Below are 25,133 nucleotides of genomic sequence, written 5' to 3'. Positions count from 1 at the left end.
TAGCTTGGAAAATAAAACGTCGTTTACATTGTCGCCGTTGTCCTCATCCTTGAAGTGGATAACGATCATGCCCTTGTTGCTGATCAGCACGCATTCGCTCGCCCGGATTGTCGATAATGGCGAGCAGGCCAATATCAACAGCGGTACCGTGACCGATGATTACCTTCCTGCCTTGGGCGAGGATCCGCTACAACGCACGACCACCACCGCCGGCATTTCTGCGACCTACGACTATGATGAGCAAAACGCTCGCCTGAAGTGGACTGAAGAAAACGGTCTTAAACTTTCCCGGGAATACTTCACCAACGGTGAGATTAAAAGCGAAACCCGGGAACAGGCCGATGCACCGCCGCTCAGCATGTACTACCACTACAGCCGCCAGGCTCGGTTGCTGAAGTACACCGATGTCCTTGAACAGGTTCAAACCTATGTCTACAAAAAACTGACCGGCCAGCTTGAAAGCACGACACTGGGCACCACGACTTCGAAGTTTTGTTACAACAGCCTGGGCCAAACCGTATGGATTGAAACCGTCGACGGCAAGCAGCGTCTGGAAATCAAGCTGACGTACGATGACCAAGGGCGTGAAGTGCTGCGCGAGTTCGATTTTGGCGCTGATCAGACTCAACAACTGAGCCAGGTCTACAACGAGGTGGACCAGTTGGTACAGCGCATATTGAAGGAAGGGGAGACGGTGCTGCGTGACGAAACCTATGAGTACGATGTTCGCGGACGCCTGTTCGTTTACCAGTGCAGCGGCACTCAACAGCCTGTGGATCCTCACAACCGGCCTATCGAGATGCAGTCGTTTATATTCGACGAAGTGGATAACTTGCTGCGGGTGGACACGTGGTCGCCAGACACCGATAACGCCCCCGGTGGCAGAAATCGTGCCAACTATACCTACTCCACAGACGACCCGGCTCAGTTGATCAAGGTGGTCAGTAAATTCGAGAGCGACCCCGAACAGACGATCTACCTGGACTACGATGCCGATGGCAACTTGTTGCATGACGAAGTTGGACGCAGCCTTGGTTACGACGACCTTGGCCGTTTGATCAGCGTCAGCGCCTCGCCTGGCGAAGACCCCAGTGATTATCGCTATGACTCGCTGGATAAGATGGCCAGTCAAAGCACGGGTGGTAGCGAACAACAGCGTTTTTACCAAGGCGACAACCTGGTCAACTTGCGTGATGCGACGAACAGCAGCACGTTTGTCACGGCCAATGGAGTCGTGCTCGCCGAGCACCAGGCAGGTGCTGGCCCAAAGTCCCTACTGCTGGCCAGTGATGACAAAAACAGCGTGCTGCGCGAGCTCGGGCAGGGGTTGGCGAATGACATCGCTTACTCGGCTTATGGGCATGGCAGTTCCGAACAACCGGTGAGTGCTCGATTGGGCTACAACGGCGAATTGCGGGAGACGCAAACCGGTTGTTATTTACTCGGCGATGGCTACCGGGCGTTCAATCCTTTTTTCATGCGGTTTCAAAGTCCGGATAGTTGGAGTCCGTTCGGGAAGGGAGGATTGAATGCGTATATGTATTGTTTGGGGAACCCGATTAAGCATAAAGACCCGAGTGGGCACAGTGTAATTGCGATAGTTTTGGGATTGGCTGCAGCAGGGGGCGCGGTCTGGTCGTTCAAGGAGGGGAATGAAGTCGTGGGTGCGTTCGCAACTGTTGCTTCGGTGGCTCTACTTTTTGTAGGTGTGAGCATGCAAGCCAAGGGCGGAGCCAAGACGAGAATCAGCACCCCCAGGGGGGCGAGTTCAAGATCGGGATCAGCCATAATACCAGCCCCAGGACCAGTCCCAATGCGAGCTCCGAGGCCAAGCTCAAGCCTGAGCAGCTCAAGCTCAAGCTCAAGCCCAAGCCCAAGTCAAGTGCCATCACCAACACTACCGCCAAGGCAAAGGCGTGGAGCAGTAGTTGATACCGAGAGTAGCCGATTAAAAAGGAGGGAGAATGCACTCCAACCTGAAATGAGCTCCGATGAATCTCAGGTGTTAGCTGAGTTTAAATTTCTAGATGACTTCAGATATGACGGTACTTTAATGCAAACAACTATTCGACAAACGTAGTTGGTCCCCAGGCTCCACTTAGTGCCAAAGGAGCCTGGGTAATCAGGTGCTGAATCTCAGTGCTTCAACCCACTCACCCGTGCAAACTCCACCAACCCACCGTCATGGCCAAGTCCCAACTTGTCCATGGCGGTACGTTTTTGTCGGCTGATGGTTTTTTCGCTGCGGTTCAGTTGCGCGGCAATCTGTCGTCCGGACAGCCCCTGGGCAATTAAGCGGACCACTTCGATTTCCCGGTTCGTAAGACTCACTAAAGGAGCGTTGGCACCGAAGACAGGCAAGGACTGGGTATCGAGGATCCCGGCAAAGGTGGGGCAGAGGTATCGACGCCCCCTGGCAACGGCGATTACCGCCCGTTTTACCTCGTTCAAGGCGCTGCGCTTATCGAACAGACCGTTCACTCCGATGTTGAGCAGTGCTTGCAATAACGACGGGTTGCTCAACATGGTCACTACAATCAGAGGCAGCGGAGCGAAATGCCGTTTGAGGTAACCCATCAACGCCAGCCCATCAGGAAGGCGTCCGTAAGGCATCGCGTAGTCGCTGATCACCAGGTCACAGGGGGTGTGCTGCAGATGATGGATCAGCTCATCGGCATTTTCGGCCTTGGCGACCACTGAACAGGTGGGATCGGCAAAGGAGGAGAGAGCCATTTCGATACCCGTCAGCACGACCGGATGATCGTCGGCGATGATGATTCGCAGCGCTTTGTTCGGGCGCTGCCCATGGGACACTGGCGTATCGTCACAGGCACTGGCGCGGGAGAGGTCAAGCGGTTGGGGTCGAGGTGCGGGGTCCGGATTCATGAAAAGTCTCAACAGGGGTCAATGACAGGTCGACCGCTGGAGAGGCGTGGTTCAAGGTGCCTTAATCAGGCCTAGATCCAGCGCCATCATCATGGCGATCCAGCGCGATCTCACGCCGAATTTTCGGCGGATGTTACAAAAGTGGTAATTCACACCCGCCTCGGTGCATTGGACGATCTGCGCGATTTCCCAGGACGATTTACCAACGGCAGTCCAATGCAAAAGCTCCTTTTCCCGCGCCGTCAGCTTGATCGCTTTAGGCTGTGGGCGTTCTTGCGCCTGGAGATTGGCCAGGGCTGGCGATGATCGAACCGATAGGGTATTGGCACGGTACATAGTTGAATCTCCCATTCATCATCATTGACGGCGTGGGCGCGGCGGAATCTTCCTACAGCTTGATGGCATGGTTCGCGCGGCCGTCCTTCAGGCACCTGATTTCAGGGCTGGAGGCTCGGTTTCCTTATAGCGCGAATCACCCCGCTTGGAACCTGTCACAAATTACAGGTGGTGGACTTTAATCGGACACTGCGGAACTGGCTGTCAGTAAAGGAGGCTAGGTCTGTAGGAGATATCGCTGAATTTCCTTCGCCTAATCCGTTCGTCGATTTCATTGCGGTAGTGGCGCGTGGCGCGATTTGAGATAGGGTTGACTCAGGAACTCGCGCGATTGGAGAAATACATGCGCTATTCAGGTTTGACCCAACGCATCGCCGGTGAAGGCGCCGCGGCCTGGCAGATTCATGACCGCGCTCTGCAAATGCGCGAACAGGGTGTCGACATACTGCTGCTGTCGGTCGGCGACCCTGATTTCGATACACCCAGACCCATCATCCAGGCCGCCATCGACAGTTTGCTGGCGGGCGACACCCATTACTCACAAGTGCGCGGCAGTCGGGGGTTGCGCGACAGCATTGCCCGCCGTCATCGGCGTCGCAGTGGCCAGGTGGTGGATGCCGACCATGTGATCGTGATGCCCGGCGCGCAATGCGCGGTGTACTCGGTCGCGCAGTGCCTGCTCGATCCGGGCGACGAAGTGATCGTCGCCGAGCCGATGTACGTGACGTATGAAGGTGTGTTCGGCGCGTGCGGTGCCACCGTGGTGCCGGTGCCGGTGCGTCCCGAGAACGGGTTTCGGGTCGATCCGGCGGATGTGGCGGCCCGCATCACCCCCAGGACCCGGGCGATACTGCTCAACAGCCCGAACAACCCTTCTGGGGCCAGTTTGTCGCTGATGATCTGGCAGGAGCTGGCCTTGCTGTGTGTGCGCCACGACTTGTGGTTGATCAGCGACGAGGTCTACGGTGATCTGCTGTACGAGGGCGAGCACATCAGCCCGGCCAGCCTGCCGGGCATGGCCGAGCGCACCGCGACCATCGACAGCCTGTCCAAATCCCACGCCATGAGCGGCTGGCGCGTGGGTTGGGTGATCGGGCCCAAACTCTTGAACGACCATCTGGAGCATCTCTCTTTGAGCATGCTGTTTGGCATTCCAGAGTTCGTCCAGAAGGCGGCGCAGCTGGCGCTGGATGAAGACCTGCCGGAGGTGGCAATGATGCGCGAAGAATATCGCCAGCGCCGCGACCTGGTGTGTACCAGCCTGAACCAATGCCCGGGCATCCGGGCCATTCGCCCGGACGGCGGGATGTTCGTGATGGCCGACGTGCGCCAGACCGGGTTGTCTGCCCAGCATTTCGCCGAGCGGCTGCTGGAGGGGTATGGCGTGTCGGTGCTGGCAGGTGAGGCGTTCGGGCCGAGCGCGGCGGGGCATATCCGCATCGGCCTGGTGGTGGATCAGCGCAAACTGGCGGATGCCTGTCGGCGGATTGCGCTGTGTGCCATGGATCTGCTGGAGGCGCGGCGGGCCTGACAGATTTGTGTAGGCATTGCCGGCCTAATCGTCGGAACGCCGCCCGGAGCCGGCTCGCTCCCACAGTGTTCGGTGGAGGTCACAAAATTTGTGCCCGCATCAGGTCCTGTGGGAGCGAGCCTGCTCGCGATAGCTATCTGACAAACAACAAATCCCTCAAGCCTTCCACGCCCGCACATTCACCAGATTAGCCGGCCGCTCACCCGCCAACGCCGCCAACAGATTGTCCACCGCACACCGGGCCATCGCCTCCCGTGTTTCATGGGTCGCCGAGCCCATGTGCGGCGTTGCCACTACGTTGTCCATCTGCAACAGCGGCGAGTCGAGGTTAAGCGGCTCGCGCTCAAACACATCCAGCCCCGCCGCGCGAATCTGCCCCGCACTCAAGGCCTCGATCAACGCCGCTTCATCCACCACCTTGCCCCGGGAGATGTTGATGAAGATGGTTTCGGGGCGCATCAGCGCAAACTGTTCAACACCGATCAACCCTTCGGTTTCAGCGGTCAGCGGCAAGGTCAGGCACACGAAGTCCGCCTGCAGCAACAGCTCGTCCAGGCTGCGGTATTGCGCATTGAAACGCTGTTCAACCGCCGGTTTCGGCGAATGGCTGTGATAGATCACCGGCATGCCGAAACCGCAATGCCCACGCTGGGCCAGTGCCTCGCCGATGCGCCCCATGCCGATGATGCCCAGGGTTTTGCCGTGCACGTCGCTGCCGAAATGCGCGGGGCCGAGGTTACGAATCCATTGACCGGCTCGTACCATGTTTGCCAGTTCCACCACGCGTCGGGCGGTCGCGAGAATCAACGCAAAACCGGTATCGGCAGTGGTTTCGGTGAGCACGTCCGGCGTGTTACTCAGCAGGATGCGCCGCTCGGTCAGGTAGTCGATGTCGTAGTTGTCGACGCCCACCGAGACGCTGGCGATGGCTTCAAGGTCGGGTGCCAGGTCGAGCAGTTCGGCATCCAGCTTCAGGCTGGCACCGAGCAAGCCGTGAGCGCGGGGCAGGGCATCGCGCAATCGGGCCAGGCCATCGGCGTCGAGGTTTTCGATCAGGATCACTTCGGCCTGCTCGTGCAAGCGGGCCATCAGCAGCGGCGAGAGTTTCTTGTACAGAACAACCTTCTTTTTCATTGTCGTCATCCAATTCAGGAGTGTGCAGCGGTGCGGGTTAATGCGACCGTGGGCCGCTCCCGGTCACTGGCGCCGGGCTTGAGGCAAATCGTCAGCACCACCGAGAGCATCAACGCGCCGCTCATCAACAGGTACGAGGCACCCGGCGAGCCGGTGGAGCTGTTCAGATAGCCGACCAGGTAGGAGCCGCCGAACGAACCCAGCGCGCCCATGCTGTTGATCAGCGCCATCGCGCCGCCGGCGACGTTGGCCGGAAGGATCTCCGGGATGATCGCGAAGAACGGCCCGTAAGGTGCGTACATGCAGGCGCCGGCAATCACCAGCAAGGTGTAGGACCACCAGAAATGTTCGGCGCCCAGGGCGTAGGAGCCATAGAACGCGAACGAGGCGATCAGCAGCGGCGGCCAGACGAAGCGTTTGCGTTTTTGCAGTTTGTCCGAGCCCCAGGACACCAGCAGCATGCCGATCACCGCTGCCAGGTAAGGCAGCGCCGACAGCCAGCCCGCCTGCACCATGTCCATCTGCGCACCGGCCTTGAGGATCGATGGCAGCCACAGCACGAAGCCGTAGACGCCGATGCTCCAGCAGAAAAACTGCAAGGCCAGGAGGATGACTTTCGGCGAGCGGAAGGCTTCGGCGTAGTTCTTCACCGCCTTGATGCCGACCTGTTCGGCGGCCAGGGCGCTTTCCAGGTCCTGCTTTTCCTGGTCGTTGAGCCACTTGGCCTGGGACGGACGATCATCGGCCAGGCGCCACCAGATGAAGGCCCAGAGCACTGCCGGCAGGCCTTCGACGATGAACATCCAGCGCCAGCTGTAATGCTGCACCAGATAACCCGAGACCACCGACATCCACAGCATGGTCACCGGGTTGCCAAGGATCAGGAAGGTGTTGGCCCGCGAGCGTTCGGCGCGGGTGAACCAGTGGCACAGGTAGATCAGCATCGCCGGCATCACCGCGGCCTCGACCACGCCAAGCATGAAGCGGATGACGATCAGCCAGTAGGCATTGGAGACGATCCCGGTCAGGGTTGCCAGGCTGCCCCAGAGGATCAGGCTGACGAAAATCAGCTTCTTCACACTGTGTTTCTGGGCGTAGATTGCCCCCGGCACCTGGAAGAAAAAGTAGCCGAGGAAGAACAGCGCGCCGAGCATGGATGACAGGCCCGGAGTGATCATCAAGTCCGCCGCCATGCCGGAGGCGGCGGCGAACCCGTAGTTGGCGCGATCCAGATACGCCAGGCTGTAGGTGATGAACACGATGGGCATGATGTACCACCAGCGGCGGGTGGCGAGCGTTGCGGTTTTCATGGTGATGCTCCTGAGCTTGTTGTTTTTGTCGCAGCAGGTAACGGTTTTAAATCTACAGAGACTGTGCCGGCCCCTTCGCGGGCAAGTCGGAACGCCGCCCGCACGCTCCTACAGGACCTGCGCTAGGCCTGTAGGAGCGAAGCTTGCTCGCGAACAGCGGCCTCAAATTCAGCGGTCATTTCAGCCCGGGTCGGCAACCCCTCCATATCCCCACGACTCTGCACCGCCCGGCTGCCAATCCAGTTGGCGCGCTTCACGGCCTCGGCAAAACTGTGGTTTTCGAGCAGGGCGCTGATCATACCGACGGCAAAGCCATCACCGGCACCGACGGTATCGACCACGGTTTTCACCGGCACGCCGTCGACAAAGCCGGCATCCAGGTGCGTGCGGTAGTAAGCGCCATGCGGGCCGAGTTTGATCGCCACGGCCTCGGCGCCCTGGTCGAGGTAAAACTGGGCGATGTCGGCCGGGTCTTCGAAACCGGTGAGCAGGCGCCCCTCACTCAGCCCCGGCAACACCCAATGGGCAAGGGCGGCCAGGCGGTTGATTTCGCTGATCATCTGTTGCTCGCTGGCCCACAGGCTCGGGCGCAGGTTCGGATCGAACGACACGCTGCGCCCGGCCTCGCGCATGCGCGTCATCAATTCGAACGACATCTGCCGTGCGCTTTCCGACAGCGCCGGTGGGATGCCGGTGGCATGCAGGTGCCGGGCCTTGAGCAATTGGGGCGCGATCGAGTGCGGCGACAGGTGGCTGGCCGCCGAACCGCGGCGGAAGTACTCGACGGCGGGGTCGCTGCCATCCTCGGCGCGGGACTTGAGCTGGAAACCGGTGGGATGGGCAGGGTCTATGTCGACGTGGCGGCAATCCAGGCCCTCCTTTTCCAGCGTGTCGATGACAAACCGGCCCAGGGAATCGGCACCCACCCGACTCAACCAGGCCACCTTGAACCCGAGGCGCGACAAGCCAATGGCGACATTGCTGTCGGCCCCGGCAATGCGCTTGTGGAAAGAGCTGACACTGGACAGATCGCCGGCCTGTTCGGCGACGAACATTGCCATGGTTTCGCCGAACGACAGAATATCGATCTTAGACATGGGCGTTCTCCCGCTGCGCTTGGCCCAGGTGGGCGAGGGCGGCGACGTGTTCGCGGGTCAACTGCACCAGGTCATCGCCTTGCAGCGGATATTCCGCCGCGCGCATGACGCCTTGTGCCATGTGCCGCAGCAGCTCTTCCCACTGTTGCAAGTCGCTGGCAGCGGGCGGGATGGCGACCAGTTTGCCGTCGGCGCGACGGGTCACCGCCTTGCAGTGCACATAACCCACATGGCGTCCGAGCAATCGTGCGGCGCTGGCGGGCGACTGGTCCTGCCAGTGCCAGTTGCCGATGTCGAAGGTCATCTTGATCGGCAGGTTGTGCTGCTCGACTTCATCGAAAAAACGCTGGAAGGGTTCGATGCGACCGCCGTGCAGGGTCTGGTCGTTTTCCACCAGTAACTGCACGACACTTTCGCTCAACAGCTGGGCGAGGGTTTGCAGATCGCTGTTGTCGGTGAAATAGCCCAGCGACACTTTCAGCCATCTGGCGCCAAAAGCCTGGGCCCGTTGCAGGGCGGCAATCAATTCAAGGTTGGGTTTGGACTGACCGGCCAGCCACAGCTCCATGGGCGAGGAATACACACTTTCCAGGCCCTCGGAGCGCGTCGCTTCGGCCAGTTGCGCAGGATTTTCACGGGTCAGTAATTCTTCGCGCCATTCGATGCGCGTGGCGCCGGCGAGAGCCAGGATTTCGATGAAGCTGCCTTGACCGCGTTGGCGGACAAGGTCGGCGCCATAGCTGGAAAGGCTGATGGAAACGGCGGGTTTATTCATTGTTTTTTTACCTCTGAAACCGGTTTCATTTTTGTTCAAAAAAATAGGCGATGATCTTGAAGCCGTGTCTATGTAGGAGCGAGGCTTGCCCGCGAAAGGGACCTCATGTTGGAACACCCAAGGTTGTCGACCCCCGCACAATCAACCGCGCCGAAAAATCCAGCGTCCGCACCGGGCCATCTTCGCCACGCAAACGCCTGAGCAAACACTCAAACGCGCTGGCGCCGATCTCGGTGGTCGGCTGGGCGAGGGCGGTAATGCCACTGCCCACCAACGGGTACCAATCCAGGTCGTCCAGGGCAATCAGGCCCACATCCTCGAACAAGTTACACCCAAGTTCACGCAATGAATGGGTGCTGGCCAACGCTGCAATCCCGTTCGCGCAAAACAGCGCTTTGGGGCCGGAGCCAGGTGTGTCGAGAAAGGTTTTCAGATTCGCCGTCAGCTCGCTGCCGGTTTCTGTGATTGCCCCGCGAAGTGCAGGTCGTTGCTCGATCCGCGCCTTGAAGCTGCTGACCCGTTCGATCCGCGAACTGGTGCCGTCAAAAGGCTCGGTCACCAGCATGACGTCGCGGTACCCGCGTTCTTCAAGATGGGCGAGGGCCATGTCGACGGCTGCCGGATTGTCCAGCCCGACCATGTCGCTCTCGAGGTGCTCGACCTTGCGATCCACCAGCACCAGGGGCATTTCCCGATGCAGCTCATGCAATTCGTCGCGGTGATGGCCGAGGGTGTTCACGATCAGGCCTTCGATGTTGTAGGAGCGCAGCAGGGCCAGGTGCTGGCGTTCCTGCTCGTCATCGCGGTCGGTGTTGCACACCACCAGGCTGTAGCCATGTTGACGGCAGGCGGTTTCCACCCCGTGCATCACGGCAATCGAATAGGGGTTGCGGATATCAGCCACCAGCATGCCAATCAGGCGCGTGCGCCCGCGTTTCAAGCCGCGGGCCATCTGGTTCGGGCGGTAGCCCAGTTCGGCAATGGCCTGTTCGATGCGCTTGGCGATGGCATCGGAAAGCAGGGCGCGGTCTTCGCCAATGAACCGTGACACGCTGGCCTTGGAGACCTTGGCATGTTCGGCCACGTCGAGCATGGTCACGCGGCTACGCTGGGCGGCGGAGAAATCGTTCACGGTCTGAAACCTTGTTATTGGATTTATAAGGCTGGCGCATGGCGCTGAAACCGGTTTCAGGAGACACCAAAAGCAAATGTGCCGTCAAGTACCGATTTCTCCCGGAATCGATTCATACCGACCGGCGGCGCTCAGGCCAGCACACTCATCCAAGCCGAAGCCAACAACAGGCCCATGCAGCGATTGAAGCGTTGCATCGCGCGGGGTGAGCGCAACCAGCGGCTGGTACCGGCGCCGAGCAGCGCTCAAACCCCGAGACACGGCAGTGAAATCAGGAAAAACGCCAGGGACAGGTAGGCCAGATGCACTAGCCGATCTTCGCCTACACCCGTGAACACACTGACCGCGGCCAGTGCCATCATCCAGGTTTTCGGGTTGATCAACTGCAGGCTCGCCGCGCCCAGCAGTCCAAGACGGTCGTCGGTCCGCTGGGTGGTGATGGACATGGCCGGGGCTCGGAAGATCTGCCAGGCCAGATGACTCAGCCACGCTACGCCAGCCCACTGCATGGCCGTTTGCAGCATGGGCCAATGAATCAGCGAGGAGCCGGCGCCAGCGCCCACCAGCAGCACCAGGGGCGCGGCGATTTGAGCAGCGCTTGCGATACAGCGCCGGTGTCAGGCCGTAGGCGCGCTAGCCCGTGGATTGTGAAGATTGATTTGACTGATCTTCACACCTGTGAGACGGACTGCCCGGTTATTTAGCGCTCGAAAGCAAAGCGATGTTGTGCAATGGGCTTTACCACAGACAAACCAACCGCACCACTATCAGGTCTGATAGTGGTGCGCACGACAGGTATCAGTTTTACTGTATTGAATCACTTGCGCGAGGAGATGCACTTTGAGCAGTTACGACCCCCTCGGCAGCCCGACCGAAAAGCCATTTAATTCCGTGTCCAACTCTGAGGTGCGAATTTGCTCCCCCGGTAATATACGAGCACAGCGCAAACCACCCAACACCGCCGAGTTGACTTGGGACGAACCCTACGCGACGTGCAGTATATGCCCAGATGCCATTGGCTATGATGTCTACGGCGAAGGCATTACTACACAACATGTGGTTCGTCCGCCTTGTGAAATAACGGGTTTGCAAACACATATCGAGTATCTGGTATACGTTACCGCTAAAGCGGGAGGGGATAATGTATCGACGCCCAGCGTCTGTCATTTTTGCAAGACCAGACCTAACAAGCCCGGCACTCCACAGCTGAGCAATATCACGTATTCATCCGCGACATTGACCTGGGCACCGTCGACCGACAGTGGCGAGATCAAACGTTATGGAATTTATCTGAATGGGTTTCTGGTTGGCCTGACAAAAGAGACTCGTTTCAACTTGAGTTTTTTGAAATCAAGTTTCGGTTTTTTAGTGCAGATCTGCGCAATCAACGAGCAAGGTGTGTCCGATCCCGCGTGGGCCACTTTCAGGACCTTGCTGCGTGCCCCGGCCAATCTGAGGCTGCGGCACAATGCTGGAACCTGCAGACTGACCTGGGATCCTGGTTTTGCGAGTTTACCCACTCATGAGGGGACAGTTAACGGGAAGCCGTTCACCGCCGGGCCTCTGGGTTATAGCTTTAGTCTTGCCGAGCTGTCTCCTGGCCCAGCGCCACATCAATTCCACTTTACGATCCTGGCTAAACTGGGTTTGCAAGTCTCCGAAATGACGACGTTTACTACCATGTTGGATGACCTCGTATCGCCCACCCAACCCGGAAAACCTGTTGTTAGTGATATTACTCATGACTCAGCACAGTTGACTTGGGCGCCAGCAAGCGAGAATACGGGTGTTACCGGGTACAGGGTAGTGCTCAACGGTATACGTGTTTTTACTACCGTGAATACCCATTGCATTCTTCGAACAGGCCCCAGCAAATACAAGTGTGTCTATATACGGGCGGAAGATAAGGACGGGAACCTTTCCATACCCAGCGAGCGAACTGTGTTTAGACACTCAGGGCCGGAGGATGACCCTTTACCTTCGCCGGTAGCCGCCATTACCGCCCTGGCACCCACGACAGCCAGACTGGAGTGGTCACTTGCCGAGGGTGGCAGCTTACCGCCGGTTGGGGTAATGATCATGCTTGACGGCGGTCATTACGAAACCACGATGGTGAGTAATTCTGCGGTGCTACGGAATCTGATTCCGGGCACTGAATATGTTATTGAAATATTTGCTTATGATTCAGTAGGGAAGATGTCAGAGCCAACAACTATTTATCATGAGCAAAAGGACGTGACGCCACCCAGCCGTCCGGAAAATTTAAGATGCATTGATTCGAGCGCCGATTCGGTCACATTGGGCTGGGACGCTGCAGAAGATGAAACCGATGTACTTGAATACGTTATCTATAACAATCGTGAGTACTTTGATAGCACGAGGCTTAATACCTACACTGTCGTTAATCTTCTGCCCGGCATGTATACCTTCGAGGTATGCGCCATGGATCCGTTGGCAAACGTCTCCGAGCCAGTGACTGTCAACGTTATCGTTGAAGGCGAGTCAACGAGCGTGCCGACCAACCTTGAATTTACCCAGGCAACAGCGCTGCCGTCATCCAAATAGTCCCGCGGCAATGTTGATGGAAAACCCTAGAATCGCCGTATTGAACAGAAAACCGATCAACGACTGTGCCAGTACGATTTTGCGCAAATCACGGGTTGCTACACCGACATCCGAGGTCTGTACCGCCACGCTGATGGTGAACGAGAAGTACAGAAAGTCCCAGTAGTTGGGTGTGGTCAAACCTTCGGCGAAACGTAGCGCCGGTTCCTTGCCATCCCAGGTGTAAAACAGTCGCGCGTAGTGAACGCTGAAAATCACCCCGATCAGCAACCAGGAACCGATGACAGTAAACGCCGTGAAGCCGTAGTGCAGCAGCTTGCGGGTGGTTTCCAGGTCTTTGCTGCCCGCCAGCTCGAAGGCGATGGTCGCCAGGCTGGCAATCGCCGCGATGCACACCACCAACAGCACCAGCCCGGCGTTTTCGTCTTCGATCTCGGCGATGCGTTTCACATCGGTTGCCTTGGAGCGCACGGTGAGCCAGAACATCAGGAGCAGATAGGTCCAGACCCCGACGTTCCAGCCGATGAGGATTTTGCCGATGATCGAGTCGGAGGGGGCCAGGATGCCTGCCGCGACGCCGAGGGTGGTGGCGGCGGACAGGCGAGGGTGGGTGTGGGTGAGGTAGGGCATGGAGGCTCGATGAGTCAGTGCGTTGAAAGCACCTTAGCCTAACGCCGTCAGGTGTGACCACCATCCTGGATCGATCACATCCATTGTGGGAGCTGGCTCGCTCCCACATGGTTTTGTGGCGTCGGTTATCGATCTTTATGGCGCTTGCGCACCAGCTTCATCACCACCACAAAAAACACCGGCACGAACAGCACTGCGAGTGTTGCAGTGATCATTCCGCCGATCACCCCGGTGCCGATAGCCTGCTGGCTTGCCGAGCTTGCGCCGGTCGCGATCGCCAGCGGCACCACGCCGAGGATGAACGCCAGCGAGGTCATGACGATCGGCCGCAACCGCAGGCGCGCCGCTTGCAGGGTGGCGTCGATCAGGTCGTGGCCTTCGTCGTACAGGCTCTTGGCGAACTCGATGATCAAGATCGCATTTTTTGCCGACAGGCCGATGATGGTGATCAGCCCGACTTTGAAGAACACGTCGTTGGGCATCCCGCGCAACGTCACGGCGAGTACTGCGCCGAGCACGCCGAGCGGCACCACCAGCAGCACCGAAGTCGGGATCGACCAGCTCTCGTAAAGCGCCGCCAGGCACAGGAACACGATCAGCAACGACAAACCCAAGAGGATCGGCGCCTGGCTGCCGGACAGCCGTTCCTGCAAGGACAGGCCGGTCCATTCCTGGCCCAGTCCCATCGGCCCCAGCGCAACCAGCCGTTCGATTTCGGCCATGGCCTCGCCGGTGCTATGCCCAGGTTTCGGTTCCCCGGAAATGCTGATCGCCGGGTAGCCGTTGTAGCGGGTCAGCTGCGCCGGGCCCTGGGTCCATTTGGCCTGGACGAAGGCCGACAGCGGCACCATTTTTCCAGCGTTGTTGCGCACGTGCATTTTCAGCAGGTCGGCCACCTGGCTGCGCTGGTCGCCTTCGGCCTGGACCACGACCCGCTGCATCCGCCCCTGGTTGGGGAAGTCGTTGACGTAGGTCGAGCCAACGGCGGTGGACAGCACGTTGCTGATCTCGGCGAACGACACGCCCAGGGCGTTGGCCTGCTTGCGGTCGACGATCAATTGCACCTGGGGCGCTTCGGCCAGGGCGCTTTCGCGTACGTTCATCAGGATCGGACTTTTCTCGGCTGCCTCAAGCAATTCGGTGCGTGCCTGCATCAGCGTGGCATGGCCGAGGCCGCCGCGATCCTGCAGGCGAAACTCGAAGCCGCTGGAGGTGCCCAGGCCGTCCACCGGAGGGGGCAGCACCGAGAACGCCACGGCATCCTTGATCTGGCTGAGGGCGATGTTGGCACGGTCGGCAATCGAGCTGGCCGAGTCGTCGCTGCCACGCTCGGACCAGTCTTTCAACGTGGTGAACGCCAATGCCGCGTTCTGCCCGCTGCCGGAGAAACTGAATCCGAGGATCACCGTGCTGTCGCCAACCCCAGGCTCCCCGGCGTTATGCGCCTCGATCTGCTCGACCACCGCCACCGTGCGGTTCTTGCTGGCACCTGGCGGCAGTTGCACGTCGGTGATGGTGTAGCCCTGGTCTTCCACCGGCAGGAACGAGGAGGGCAGGCGAGCGAAGCAAATCCCCAGGCCGATCAGCAGCGCGCCATAGATCAACAGGTAGCGCCCCGTGCGCTTGAGCGCATAGGCGACCCAGGATTGATAGCGCGCGGTCAGTCGCTCAAAGCTACGATTGAACCAGCCGAAGAAACCGCGTTTTTCATGATGCTCGCCCTTGGCGATCGGCTTGAGCAAGGTCGCACACAGGGCCGGGGTCAAGGTCAGGGCGAGGAAAGCCGAGAACAGGATCGAGGTGGCCATCGACAGGGAAAACTGCCGGTAGATCACCCCGACCGAGCCCTGCATGAACGCCATGGGAATGAACACCGCCACCAGCACCAGGGTGATGCCGATGATTGCCCCGGTGATCTGCTGCATCGCCTTGCGCGTCGCCTCTTTGGGAGACAGCCCTTCGGTGACCATGATCCGCTCGACGTTTTCCACCACCACGATCGCGTCATCCACCAGGATGCCGATCGCCAGCACCATGCCGAACATCGTCAGTACGTTGATCGAGTAACCCAACGCCAACATGGTGGCAAAGGTGCCCATCAGCGCGACCGGTACCACCAACGTCGGAATCAGCGTGTAGCGGATGTTCTGCAGGAACAGGAACATCACCGCGAACACCAGCAGCATGGCTTCACCCAGGGTGTAGACCACCTTGGTGATCGAGACCTTGACGAAGGGCGAGGTGTCGTACGGAATCTTGTATTCGACGCCGACGGGGAAATAACGCGCCAGCTCATCCATCTTCGCCCGCACCAGGGTCGCGGTGTTCAGGGCGTTGGCGCTCGGCGCCAGTTGCACGCTGACGGCGGTCGACGGCTTACCGTTCAGGCGCGTGCCGAACTGGTATTCCTGGCTGCCGATTTCCACCCGCGCCACATCGGAGATGCGCACGGTGGAGCCGTCGGGATTGGCCTTGAGCACGATGTCGGCGAATTCTTCCGGGGTCGACAGCTGGCCCTTGACCAGGATGGTCGCGGTCATTTCCTGGGTGCCGCGGGTCGGCAGGTCGCCGATGCTGCCGGCCGAGACCTGGGCGTTCTGCGCGGCGATGGCGGCATTGACGTCAGCCGGCGTCAGGTTGAAACCGATCAGCTTGCGAGGGTCGATCCAGATGCGCATGGCACGTTCGGCGCCGTACAGCTGGGCTTTGCCGACGCCGTCCAGGCGCTTGATCTCGTTCATCACGTTGCGCGCCAGGTAATCGCTGAGCGCGGTTTCGTCGAGCTTGCCGTCGCTGGACGTCAGGGTGATCAGCAGCAGGAAGCCGGAGGAGACTTTTTCCACCTGCAAACCTTGCTGGTTAACCGCCTGGGGCAGGCGTGACTCCACCACTTTCAGGCGGTTCTGCACATCGACCTGGGCCAGTTCCGGGTTGGTGCCCGGCTGGAACGTGGCCTTGATCGTCGCGCTGCCCAGGCTGCTCTGGGACTCGAAATACAACAGGTTGTCCGCGCCGTTGAGCTCTTCCTCGATCAGGCTGACCACGCTTTCGTCGATGGTCTGCGCCGAGGCGCCGGGGTACACGGCATAGATTTCCACCTGCGGCGGCGCCACGTTGGGGTATTGCGCCACCGGCAACTGCGGGATGGCCAGGGCGCCGGCCAGCAGGATGAACAGGGCGACCACCCAGGCAAACACCGGGCGGTCGATAAAGAACTGCGGCATAAACAAGCGTCCTGCTTACTGGCCAGAAACCTGGGCAAGGGGGAGAGGGGTGTCGTCGATCTGCACTTTTTCGCCGGGACGGGCGTGTTGCAGGCCTTCGATGACGATGCGATCGCCCGGTTTCAGCCCGCCGGTGACGACCCAACGGTCGTTCTGCACCGGCCCCAGCTCGACCGGCTGCTGGCTGACGCGCTGTTCTGCATCGAGCAGCAACACCTGGGCGATGCCGGCGCTGTCACGCTGGATGGCCCGTTGCGGCACGCTGATGCCTTGCTGGTTGACCGCTTGCTCCAGGCGTACGCGCACGAAGCTGCCAGGCAGCAGGTCGAGATCCGGGTTGGGGAATTCACTGCGCAGGATGACCTGGCCGGTGCCCGGGTCGACGGTGATGTCGGTGAACAGCAGCTTGCCGGGCAACGGATAGAGGCTACCGTCGTCCTCGATCAGGGTGGCCTTGGCCTGGCCTTGACCGACTTCCTGCAACTGGCCGGAGCGGTACGCCCGGCGCAGGTCGTTGAGTTCGCGGGTCGATTGGGTCAGGTCGGCATGGATCGGATCGAGTTGCTGGATCAGCGCCAGGGGCGTGGTTTCGTTCTGCCCGACCAGCGCGCCTTCGGTGACCAGCGCGCGGCCGATGCGTCCGGAAATCGGCGCGGTGACGGTGGCGTAGCCAAGGTTCAGCCGGGCGCGTTCAACCATCGCCTTGCTGGCGGCCACGTCGGCGGCGGTTTGCCGGGCGTTGGCCCGTGCGTTGTCATAGTCCTGGCCGCTGATGGCCTTGTCATCGATCAACTGGGCGTAACGCTGCTCTTGCAGTCTGGCCTGGAACGCGTTGGCCTCGGCCTTGCGCAGTACCGCTTCAGCGCTGTCGAGGTCAGCCTTGAAGGGCGCCGGATCGATACGGAACAGTACCTCGCCCTTTTTCACGTCACTGCCTTCGCGAAAGGCTTGTTGCAGCACCACGCCTGCGACCCGGGCGCGTACCTCGGCCATGCGCGGGGCGGCAATGCGCCCGGTCAGTTCGCTGCTGATCGACAGCGGGCGGGTTTCGATGGTTTCGATGCGAACGCTGGCCAACGGCGGCTGCTCTTCGGCGACCGAGGACTTGTCGCACGCGCCCAGCGCCAACGCCAGTGCTATCAGGCTGAGCCTGGCAAGCGGATTCTTTGACATGAATGACCCCAATAGTGACCCCCAGCATCCTACTGGGCGACGGCGATGGTAGCGGTGAAGCTTTGTTGGTGCTGTGTGAAATTGTGTAAGGGTTTTGCTCAGGTGTGTGCCGGGGCGTATATCCTTTGCAGCTTGATTCCTTTTGCGCCTGTGATGCCGCCTTCGCGGGCAAGCCCGCTCCCACAGGGTCCGATGTGAACACAAATTATGTGTACACCATCAATCACTGTGGGAGCGGGCTTGCCCGCGAAGAGGGCCTGACTGACGCCACAGCATTGCCGGAAAACACCCCATGCCCAACATCCTCCTGGTCGAAGACGACACCGCACTCGCCGAGCTGATCGCCAGCTACCTGGAACGCAACGGTTACTCCGTCAACGTGATCACCCGAGGCGATCAGGTGCGCGAGCGCGCACGGCTCACGCCACCGGACCTGGTGATCCTCGACTTGATGCTGCCCGGTCTCGATGGCCTGCAAGTCTGCCGGTTGCTGCGCGCCGACTCGGCAACCTTGCCGATCCTCATGCTCACCGCCCGCGACGACAGCCACGACCAGGTGCTGGGCCTGGAAATGGGCGCCGACGACTACGTCACCAAACCCTGCGAACCCCGGGTGCTGCTGGCCCGGGTGCGCACCTTGCTACGGCGTAGCAGCCTCGCCGAGCCATTGGCGGCCAATGACCGCATCCTCATCGGCAACCTGTGCATCGACCTGTCCGAGCGCACGGTGACCTGGCGCGGGCAACCGGTGGAGATGTCCAGCGGCGAGTACAACCTGCTGGTGGTGCTGGCCCGGCATGCCGGCGAAGTGTTGAGCCGCGACCAGATCCTGCAGCGCCTGCGCGGCATCGAGTTCAACGGGACCGACCGCTCGGTGGACGTGGCCATCTCCAAGCTGCGGCGCAAGTTCGACGACAATGCCGGCGAGGCCCGCAAGATCAAGACCGTGTGGGGCAAGGGTTATCTGTTCAGTCGATCCGAGTGGGAATGCTGAAGCGATGTTCAGAATCCTCTTTCGCCTGTACCTGGTGACCATCGTTTCGTTCAGCGCCGCGATCTACTTGGTGCCGGACCTGGTGATCAAGGTCTTTCACGAGCGTTTCCTCACCTACAACCTCGATTATTCCCGGGGGCTGCAAACCCTGATGGTCAAGCAGTTCAAAGTCGTCCCGGTCGAGCAATGGCCGGCCCTGGCGGCGGAAATGGACAAGGAGTTCCATCCGCTGCACATCCTGCTCAGCAGTAACGACGATGCCGAGTTTTCCCTCGAGGAACAGCAGCGTTTGCAACGCGGCGAAAACGTTGTGCGCATCGGCGACTGGGGCTGGCGCACCCTGGCGGTGGCACCGCTGGACGAACGCACGGTGGTGCAAATGGTCGTGCCGCCGGACCCGATGGACGTGAGCCTGTTGTACTGGAGCATCAACGTGCTGATCGGCGCGACCATGCTCGCCTGCCTGTTGCTGTGGCTGCGTCCGCACTGGCGTGACCTGGAACGCCTCAAAAGCGCGGCGGAGCGCTTCGGCAAGGGGCACCTGGGCGAGCGTACGCAGATTGCCGCCAACTCCAACATCGGCAGCCTGGCCAACGTCTTCGACACCATGGCCGGTGACATCGAAAACCTGCTGAATCAACAGCGCGATCTGCTCAACGCGGTGTCCCACGAATTGCGCACGCCATTGACCCGCCTGGATTTCGGCCTGGCCCTGGCCCTTTCCGATGATTTGCCGACCGCCAGCCGCGAGCGTTTGCAAGGGCTGGTCGATCACATTCGTGAACTCGACGAGCTGGTACTGGAATTGCTCTCCTACAGCCGCCTGCAAAACCCCGCGCGGCTGCCCGAGCCCATCGAAGTGCCGCTGGATGAATTCATCGACAGCATCCTGGGCAGCGTCGATGAAGAACAATCGCCCGACATCGTCATCGACGTGTTGCTGCACGGCCAGCTCGAGCGCTTCAGCCTCGACCCGCGCCTGACCGCCCGCGCCCTGCAAAACCTGCTGCGCAACGCCATGCGCTACTGCGAAAAACGCATTCAGGTTGGCGTACAGGTGTGCGCCAAAGGCTGTGAGATCTGGGTGGACGATGACGGGATCGGCATCCCGGATGACGAGCGCGAGCGCATTTTCGAGCCGTTCTACCGACTCGATCGCAGCCGGGACCGTGCGACCGGCGGGTTTGGCCTGGGGCTGGCGATCAGCCGTCGGGCGCTGGAGGCCCAAGGTGGTTCGTTGACCGTGCAAGCGTCGCCATTGGGCGGGGCGCGGTTTCGGTTGTGGTTGCCTGCGCCGGGTTGAAAACGCGTCACACCTGTCAAACCTGACAGTAGCCAGGCATGCCAATTCGGCGTTTCATGGTCCCGTCGCAGTCAAGTTGTCGCGCCAAACACCAAGGACTGGAGGCGAGTGATGCAGGCACCGACAATAAAAAGAACGGGCAATGGCACGATCAACGCCATCAGGAAAGTCTGGGTCGACGCAACGTCGATCCAGTTCGCCATGGTCCTGCCTGATGAGGGCTGCTCCCAGCTGGCCATTCGAATTGGGCCCAATCTCACGGCAGACGGCGGCGACTGTTTTCAAGTGGGCGACAAGGTGCAATACACCTTGCTGACGGGGCCTGTGGAGGCGTTTGCGCGAGCGCAGGATCTGATGAAGTTCCCGGGTGCCATTCGGATGGACGGATGAGAAACTGATGTAAAACTGTCATTTGTGACAGTATACGAATGGCCCGGCATAACCTTTCATGTTCAAACCCACATTGAGGTAATTGACATGAAAAAGTCTTCCAAGGTTATCGTCTTATTATTAAGTATTTACACCAGTGCAAGTTGGGCCGACAGTATGTTGGGGCCTGCGAGGCCTACAACTGTCGTGCCCGCAGGCGGCATTCCCGATTTGATTTCAGTCTCAGAACCAAAAGCGAAACGTTTTTTCGCAGTCGGCCTCTTTACATCCACGATCGGGGTGGGCTGGCGTTGTACCGCCACGCTGATCGCCAGCAGCAAAACCCCGGACCCCGCCCAACCGGCTCTTATGTTGACAGCGGGGCATTGTGCCAACCCTTCAGGACTTACCGGTGATAATGAAGTGGTGATCGATAGACCCATGCCGCCGGGCTGGCAATTCATCCCTGCGTTTTTTCATGACAATAAGGATGACCATATTCCTGTCCCTGTCAAACGTATCGTTTATTCAAGTATGAAGTCCACCGAGATCGCTGTTCTGGAGTTGGACGCCACTTATGGAGAGTTGAGTTCTCGGCAAATAGAACCTCTGGTGTTGACGAGTTTCAACACCTCGACGCAAAAAATTGACATCGCGCATATTCCCCTGGGGCCCTTTCCGGGAGGATCCTTCCTGCGTTACTCGGCGTGCAATGTGATGTCGGCGCGGCCAGTTTTTGAAGGTTACTATCCGATTCGCGAAGACTTGCCGTGGTTCTGGCCCAAAGCGTTGCCCAGTGATTGTATCGGGGTGTACGGTGGTTCTTCCGGTTCGCCGGTCTTTGATAAAGACGGTAAGCGCGTGGTGGGTGTTTTGAGCACTGCGGTAGCACCATCGCTGAATGGTTGTGGGTTTGCTCGACCTTGTGAAATCACCGGCGATGGCATGAAGAGTCGTCCGGATGCGGTCTATTTCAATTCGGTCGATCAGATACTGCTCGCGTTGAAAGCCGATAACACACTCGATTTGAGCAAACTTGATCAGGGGGATGGTGTTGGTTTGACCCGAGTGGGGTCCTGGTCAACCCGTTCGGAGGTTGCGGATGCTTCGGGTAAATTGCAACCGGCCCGATGGAATCTGAAGATCGACCCAGCGTTCCAACGCATTCGCTACAAAACCGGCCCGGCCGGTTCTATTCAGTGTGATCAGCCCAAAGGATACGGCGAATCGTTGCCTGTAGCGGATCAGCCATTTCTCCAGCTGCCGGTTGACTCGAAAGAGGGTATACAGGCGATCTGCGTGATTGGTCAAAAAACGGGTCAGACGGCTTGGCAGTTGGAACGTCATGCCACGATTAAGTTGCGTCAAATAGACAATACGGCACCGGTGGATCGCCCTGTTATCGTGCTTGCGGAAGACAACTCTGAATTCTGGGTAGTGCTGTCTCTTTTGAATCTAAATGAGATCGTAAGTGTTTACGTTAAGTACGGGCCTCTGGATTCGACAGACTGTGCAAATGCGGATGGATACGTTCTTCAGGTATCAGAGGAACCAATCGATCTACCTAAACCGGCTAACTGGCGCTTTTGCACTTATGGTACGGATGAAGCCGGTAATGAATCGCCTCCTGTAAGTCGGGATTTCGAGGCGAGTCGCAAGGGCTAAATACGAGTAGTACGTAACGTGTGCTGGGCGTCGAGCAGGGGGAGTTGCAAAAGTAACTGTAGCTCCTCCGGGGTCAGGCACCCATCCGGCCGCGCAACTGCGTGGCCATCTCCTCCAGATCCCCCACTGGATGACGCCCGATCAGCATCCAGGCATGTTCCATATCCGCCCAATAAACAATGTTCATCCCGTGCCGTCGCTCCTTGGCGAAATGCCGGCTGCCGCTGTTGGAGCGCGTGACGCACAGGGCCATCGGGCCGTGAACCGGATCCAGGTAGGTAATCTGGGCGATGGCCACGCCGTCGTACTCAAGGATTTGTGCGCGTTTGAACTGGGCGCGGGGCAACGCCAGTTTTGCCGGCGCAAGATTGAGGCCCAGGCGCGCATCGATAGTGCGCAGCTGCGCCAGTTGCGTAGTTTCGTCACTGGGTAGGTGGTCGAGGGTTTCCGGTACATAGAGCACCATGTAGTCGGCGACCAGCCCGCGCCAGTTGTGCGTTTGCTGACTGGTTTGCCAGCCGAGGAACAAACGGTCCGCCAGCACACCACCGGCCAGCAATCCGGCGGCTGCCGCGAGGAACCAGCGCCGACTCAGCCCCGGGCGTGCAGGGGCCGGCAAGGTGTCGAGCATGGCCTGCAGGCGCTCGACCGGGGCTTGTCGAGTGACTTCGTCGTAAGCCGATTTGAATGGCATGCTGCTGCGGTCCAGCCATTGCAGGCGCAGGCCGAGCATCGGGTCTTCGGCGATGGCGGCATCGATGCGGGTGCGTTGTTCGGCATCGAGCTGGTTGTCCAGGTAGGCCACCAGTTGCTCATCCGACAGTTTCGCGTTCATCGACGTTCTCCGGTGGAAGGGTTCGGCACCGTGTGCAGCGGCGGATACTCGGCCAGTTTCAGCCGGGCGGCGGCCAGTCGGCTCATCACGGTGCCGATGGGGACTTGCAACACATCGGCCACTTCGCGGTAGGACAATCCTTCGACGTAGGCCAGGAACACTGTTTCGCGCTGGGCCTCGGGCAACGCCTCGACGCGCCTGATCACCTGCGCGGCGCGCACATGGGTCTGCGCCGCCTGTTCGCCATCGAATGACAGGGCTTGATCGACATCCACCACGCCCTGGCCCTGGTGCACTCGGCGGGTGCGCACTTCATTGATCCAGATCGAATGCAGAATGCTCATCAGCCAACGGTCCATGCGCGTGCCCGATTCGAACTGCCCGCCGCGTTCGAGCGCCCGCACGCAGGTCGCCTGCACCAGGTCCTCGGCCACATGCCGTTGTCGGGACAACAGCAGGCCATAGCGCCACAATCGCGCCAGATGCTGCCCCAGTTCTGCCCTAATTTCCTGATCGCTGGCGATAGCGACCTCCCTCCAATCGGGTTGTCAGGTTTTCGATGACGCGTTGATGGCTTCGGCCAGGTCCTGGTATTGCTCGCAGGTGGTGTTGCCGCAGATCGATTTTATCTGCTGCAGCTGTTCCTGGGCGAGGTCCAGCCGGCCCTTGATCACATAGGCTTCGCCGAGGTATTCGCGAACCAGCGCATACTGCGGGTCGAGTTTGACCGCTTGCAGGTAATAACCGATGCCTTCATCGGTGCGTCCCAGTTTACGCGTGGCGTAGCCGCGATAGTTCAGGGCCTTGGCGGTGTTGGGCTGCTTGAGCGTATCGAGCAGGGCCAGGGCTTCTTCGTAACGCCCGTCCTTGGCCAGTTGATAGGCGTAATCGGTACGGTCGGCATCCGGCAAGAGCATGCTGGTTTGTTTCACGCACCGTTGTGCCTTGCTATCGAACACCTGCCCTCGAGGGCACTGCGGTTTGGCGGGGGTATCTTCCTCGCCGTTGGCCCATGCCAGGGAACTGGACAGTGCGACGGCGAGCACCAGCGGTGCAGTAACGATCGAGAGACGGCGATTCATGGGCAATGCTCCGAACGGGCCGAAAACGTTGAGAAGGGCTGATGACCCTTCAACCGAAACATAAACACCGCAGCCTGAACATTTATTCATTTTTTTCGGCGGTTTTTGCAAGAAAAACCCCCAGTCGCCGGGCGTTATCAGCTCAACAGGCGAATCGGTTTTCCCGCCGACCAGGCTTGAATGTCCTCGATCATTTGCGCAAAGAATAGATGGTAATTCTGTTGGCTGACGTACCCGACATGGGGCGTTGCCAATACGTTGTCCAGGGTTCTGAACGGATGATGTTCGGGCAAGGGCTCCTGCTCGAACACGTCCAGCGCCGCTCCACCCAGGCGTTGTTTCTGCAGGGCCTTGATCAGCGCCGCTTCATCGACGATCGGCCCTCGGGCAGTGTTGACCAGCAGCGCCGTGGGCTTCATCCATGCCAGCGCCTGGCTGTCGACCAGGCCACGGCTGCGTTCACTGAGTAGCAGGTGCACCGACAACACGTCGGCCTGCTCGAACAATTCCTGCTTGCTGACATAGGTCACGTCGAACTCGGCGGCGCGTTCGGCGGTGAGGTTTTCGCTCCAGGCGATGACCCGCATGCCGAACGCCTGGCCGAAGCGGGCGACCCGTTGGCCAATGCTGCCCAGTCCCAGGATCGCCAGGGTCTTGCCGTGCAGGTCGCCACCCAGGCCTTGCTGCCACTTGCCGGCGCGCAAGGCGTTGGCTTCGACCACCAGGTTGCGGGTCGCGGCCATGATCAGTGCCCAGGTCAGCTCCGGCGCGGCATGCTTGTAGCTGTCGGTGCCACAGACTTGTATGCCCAGCGCGGCGGCGGCCTTGAGGTCGAGGGCGGCATTGCGCATGCCGCCGGTGACCAGCAGGTTGAGATTGGGCAAGCGGCGCAGCAGGTCGTCGTCGAACCGCGTGCGCTCGCGCATCACGCAGATCACGTCAAACCCGCCCAGGCGATCGGCCAGGGTCGCGTTGTCGGCGGGGTAGTCGTGGATGAACGCAACCTCGCCAATGCTCTCCAGCGCCGACCAGTCGACCACGTCGCGGGCCACAGCCTGCCAATCATCAATCACTGCAATCTGTAGCGCCATC

Annotated in this window: 21 protein-coding genes and 1 pseudogene; 7 read left to right on the top strand and 15 right to left on the bottom strand. The window is 59.8% G+C overall.

Features of this window, described 5'->3' with window-relative positions; all coding sequences use genetic code 11:
- The first annotated feature begins 67 nt into the window (after window positions 1–67).
- Complete coding sequence (locus tag OH720_RS17910; protein ID WP_272602272.1) at window positions 68–2,080, top strand: RHS repeat domain-containing protein; 2,013 nt, start codon at window positions 68–70, stop codon at window positions 2,078–2,080.
- 56 nt (window positions 2,081–2,136) lie between these two features.
- Here the strand turns inward: OH720_RS17910 and OH720_RS17905 are convergent, their stop codons facing one another.
- Both OH720_RS17905 and OH720_RS17900 read right to left on the bottom strand, forming a co-directional pair.
- The gene (locus OH720_RS17905) at window positions 2,137–2,886 is read right to left on the bottom strand and encodes a response regulator transcription factor (RefSeq protein ID WP_272602271.1); all 750 of its coding nucleotides are present in this window, start codon (window positions 2,884–2,886) and stop codon (window positions 2,137–2,139) included.
- 51 nt (window positions 2,887–2,937) lie between these two features.
- Complete coding sequence (locus tag OH720_RS17900) at window positions 2,938–3,222, bottom strand: LuxR C-terminal-related transcriptional regulator (protein WP_272602270.1); 285 nt, start codon at window positions 3,220–3,222, stop codon at window positions 2,938–2,940.
- A gap of 343 nt (window positions 3,223–3,565) precedes the next feature.
- On the opposite strand from OH720_RS17900, the gene OH720_RS17895 reads away from it, so the two are divergent.
- Window positions 3,566–4,753: a pyridoxal phosphate-dependent aminotransferase gene (locus OH720_RS17895; RefSeq protein WP_272602269.1), complete on the top strand. Its 1,188-nt coding sequence runs from the start codon at window positions 3,566–3,568 to the stop codon at window positions 4,751–4,753.
- A gap of 156 nt (window positions 4,754–4,909) precedes the next feature.
- Here OH720_RS17895 and OH720_RS17890 read toward each other — a convergent pair whose 3' ends face one another.
- The 6 genes and pseudogenes from OH720_RS17890 to OH720_RS17865 form a co-directional block, all read right to left on the bottom strand.
- Window positions 4,910–5,887 carry a 2-hydroxyacid dehydrogenase gene (locus OH720_RS17890; protein WP_272602268.1) on the bottom strand — a complete coding sequence of 326 codons (978 nt, stop codon included), beginning with the start codon at window positions 5,885–5,887 and terminating at the stop codon, window positions 4,910–4,912.
- 14 nt (window positions 5,888–5,901) lie between these two features.
- Complete coding sequence (locus OH720_RS17885) at window positions 5,902–7,197, bottom strand: MFS transporter (protein WP_272602267.1); 1,296 nt, start codon at window positions 7,195–7,197, stop codon at window positions 5,902–5,904.
- A 122-nt stretch (window positions 7,198–7,319) separates the two neighbouring features.
- Entirely contained in the window at window positions 7,320–8,294 is a 975-nt protein-coding gene (locus OH720_RS17880) for a sugar kinase (RefSeq protein WP_272602266.1), read from the bottom strand.
- Entirely contained in the window at window positions 8,287–9,069 is a 783-nt protein-coding gene (locus OH720_RS17875) for a sugar phosphate isomerase/epimerase family protein (RefSeq protein ID WP_272602265.1), read from the bottom strand. Before OH720_RS17875 ends, OH720_RS17880 begins: the two co-directional genes overlap by 8 nt.
- A gap of 103 nt (window positions 9,070–9,172) precedes the next feature.
- A complete protein-coding gene (locus tag OH720_RS17870) occupies window positions 9,173–10,201 on the bottom strand; it encodes a LacI family DNA-binding transcriptional regulator (RefSeq protein WP_272602264.1) in 1,029 nt (342 codons plus the stop codon).
- A 131-nt stretch (window positions 10,202–10,332) separates the two neighbouring features.
- Window positions 10,333–10,791 (bottom strand): annotated as a pseudogene (locus OH720_RS17865) (LysE family translocator); the annotation flags it as partial.
- Window positions 10,792–11,041: 250 nt separating this feature from the next.
- Here OH720_RS17865 and OH720_RS17860 point away from each other — a divergent pair.
- Window positions 11,042–12,766 carry a fibronectin type III domain-containing protein gene (locus OH720_RS17860; protein WP_272602263.1) on the top strand — a complete coding sequence of 575 codons (1,725 nt, stop codon included), beginning with the start codon at window positions 11,042–11,044 and terminating at the stop codon, window positions 12,764–12,766.
- Here the strand turns inward: OH720_RS17860 and OH720_RS17855 are convergent.
- The 3 genes from OH720_RS17855 to OH720_RS17845 all read right to left on the bottom strand — a co-directional run bounded on the left by OH720_RS17855 (window position 12,755) and on the right by OH720_RS17845 (window position 17,793).
- Window positions 12,755–13,396, bottom strand: coding sequence for a DUF1345 domain-containing protein (locus OH720_RS17855; protein ID WP_272602262.1), 642 nt, complete (start codon window positions 13,394–13,396; stop codon window positions 12,755–12,757). The two genes, OH720_RS17860 and OH720_RS17855, sit on opposite strands and share 12 nt — an antisense overlap.
- Before the next feature lie 125 nt (window positions 13,397–13,521).
- The gene (locus tag OH720_RS17850) at window positions 13,522–16,620 is read right to left on the bottom strand and encodes an efflux RND transporter permease subunit (protein WP_272602261.1); all 3,099 of its coding nucleotides are present in this window, start codon (window positions 16,618–16,620) and stop codon (window positions 13,522–13,524) included.
- 15 nt (window positions 16,621–16,635) lie between these two features.
- Window positions 16,636–17,793 (bottom strand): efflux RND transporter periplasmic adaptor subunit, encoded by a 1,158-nt coding sequence (locus tag OH720_RS17845; RefSeq protein ID WP_272602260.1) that lies wholly within the window; start codon window positions 17,791–17,793, stop codon window positions 16,636–16,638.
- Between the two features lie 292 nt (window positions 17,794–18,085).
- Between OH720_RS17845 and OH720_RS17840 the strand changes: the two genes are divergently transcribed.
- The 4 genes from OH720_RS17840 (at window position 18,086) to OH720_RS17825 (ending at window position 22,124) form a co-directional block, all read left to right on the top strand.
- Window positions 18,086–18,787 carry a response regulator transcription factor gene (locus OH720_RS17840; RefSeq protein WP_180206645.1) on the top strand — a complete coding sequence of 234 codons (702 nt, stop codon included), beginning with the start codon at window positions 18,086–18,088 and terminating at the stop codon, window positions 18,785–18,787.
- 4 nt (window positions 18,788–18,791) lie between these two features.
- A complete protein-coding gene (locus OH720_RS17835; protein ID WP_272602259.1) occupies window positions 18,792–20,090 on the top strand; it encodes an ATP-binding protein in 1,299 nt (432 codons plus the stop codon).
- Window positions 20,091–20,201: 111 nt separating this feature from the next.
- Window positions 20,202–20,480, top strand: a complete 279-nt coding sequence (locus OH720_RS17830) for a hypothetical protein (protein WP_272602258.1) — start codon at window positions 20,202–20,204, stop codon at window positions 20,478–20,480.
- An 87-nt stretch (window positions 20,481–20,567) separates the two neighbouring features.
- Window positions 20,568–22,124 (top strand): trypsin-like serine peptidase, encoded by a 1,557-nt coding sequence (locus OH720_RS17825; protein WP_272602257.1) that lies wholly within the window; start codon window positions 20,568–20,570, stop codon window positions 22,122–22,124.
- A gap of 73 nt (window positions 22,125–22,197) precedes the next feature.
- On the opposite strand, the gene OH720_RS17820 is transcribed toward OH720_RS17825, so the two are convergent.
- From OH720_RS17820 to OH720_RS17805, 4 genes are all read right to left on the bottom strand, one after another.
- Window positions 22,198–22,959 carry an anti-sigma factor family protein gene (locus OH720_RS17820; RefSeq protein WP_272602256.1) on the bottom strand — a complete coding sequence of 254 codons (762 nt, stop codon included), beginning with the start codon at window positions 22,957–22,959 and terminating at the stop codon, window positions 22,198–22,200.
- Window positions 22,956–23,441 (bottom strand): sigma-70 family RNA polymerase sigma factor, encoded by a 486-nt coding sequence (locus OH720_RS17815; protein WP_272606475.1) that lies wholly within the window; start codon window positions 23,439–23,441, stop codon window positions 22,956–22,958. The genes OH720_RS17820 and OH720_RS17815 overlap by 4 nt, the downstream gene beginning before the upstream one ends.
- Before the next feature lie 66 nt (window positions 23,442–23,507).
- The gene (locus OH720_RS17810; RefSeq protein WP_272602255.1) at window positions 23,508–24,041 is read right to left on the bottom strand and encodes a tetratricopeptide repeat protein; all 534 of its coding nucleotides are present in this window, start codon (window positions 24,039–24,041) and stop codon (window positions 23,508–23,510) included.
- A 137-nt stretch (window positions 24,042–24,178) separates the two neighbouring features.
- Window positions 24,179–25,132, bottom strand: a complete 954-nt coding sequence (locus OH720_RS17805) for a D-2-hydroxyacid dehydrogenase family protein (protein WP_272602254.1) — start codon at window positions 25,130–25,132, stop codon at window positions 24,179–24,181.
- Between the last annotated feature and the right edge of the window lies 1 nt (window position 25,133).

The sequence above is a fragment of the Pseudomonas sp. WJP1 genome (assembly GCF_028471945.1).
Taxonomy (GTDB): domain Bacteria; phylum Pseudomonadota; class Gammaproteobacteria; order Pseudomonadales; family Pseudomonadaceae; genus Aquipseudomonas.
The sequence above is the reverse complement of the archived record's forward strand: the minus strand, read 5'-3'. Positions and strand labels throughout refer to the sequence as shown.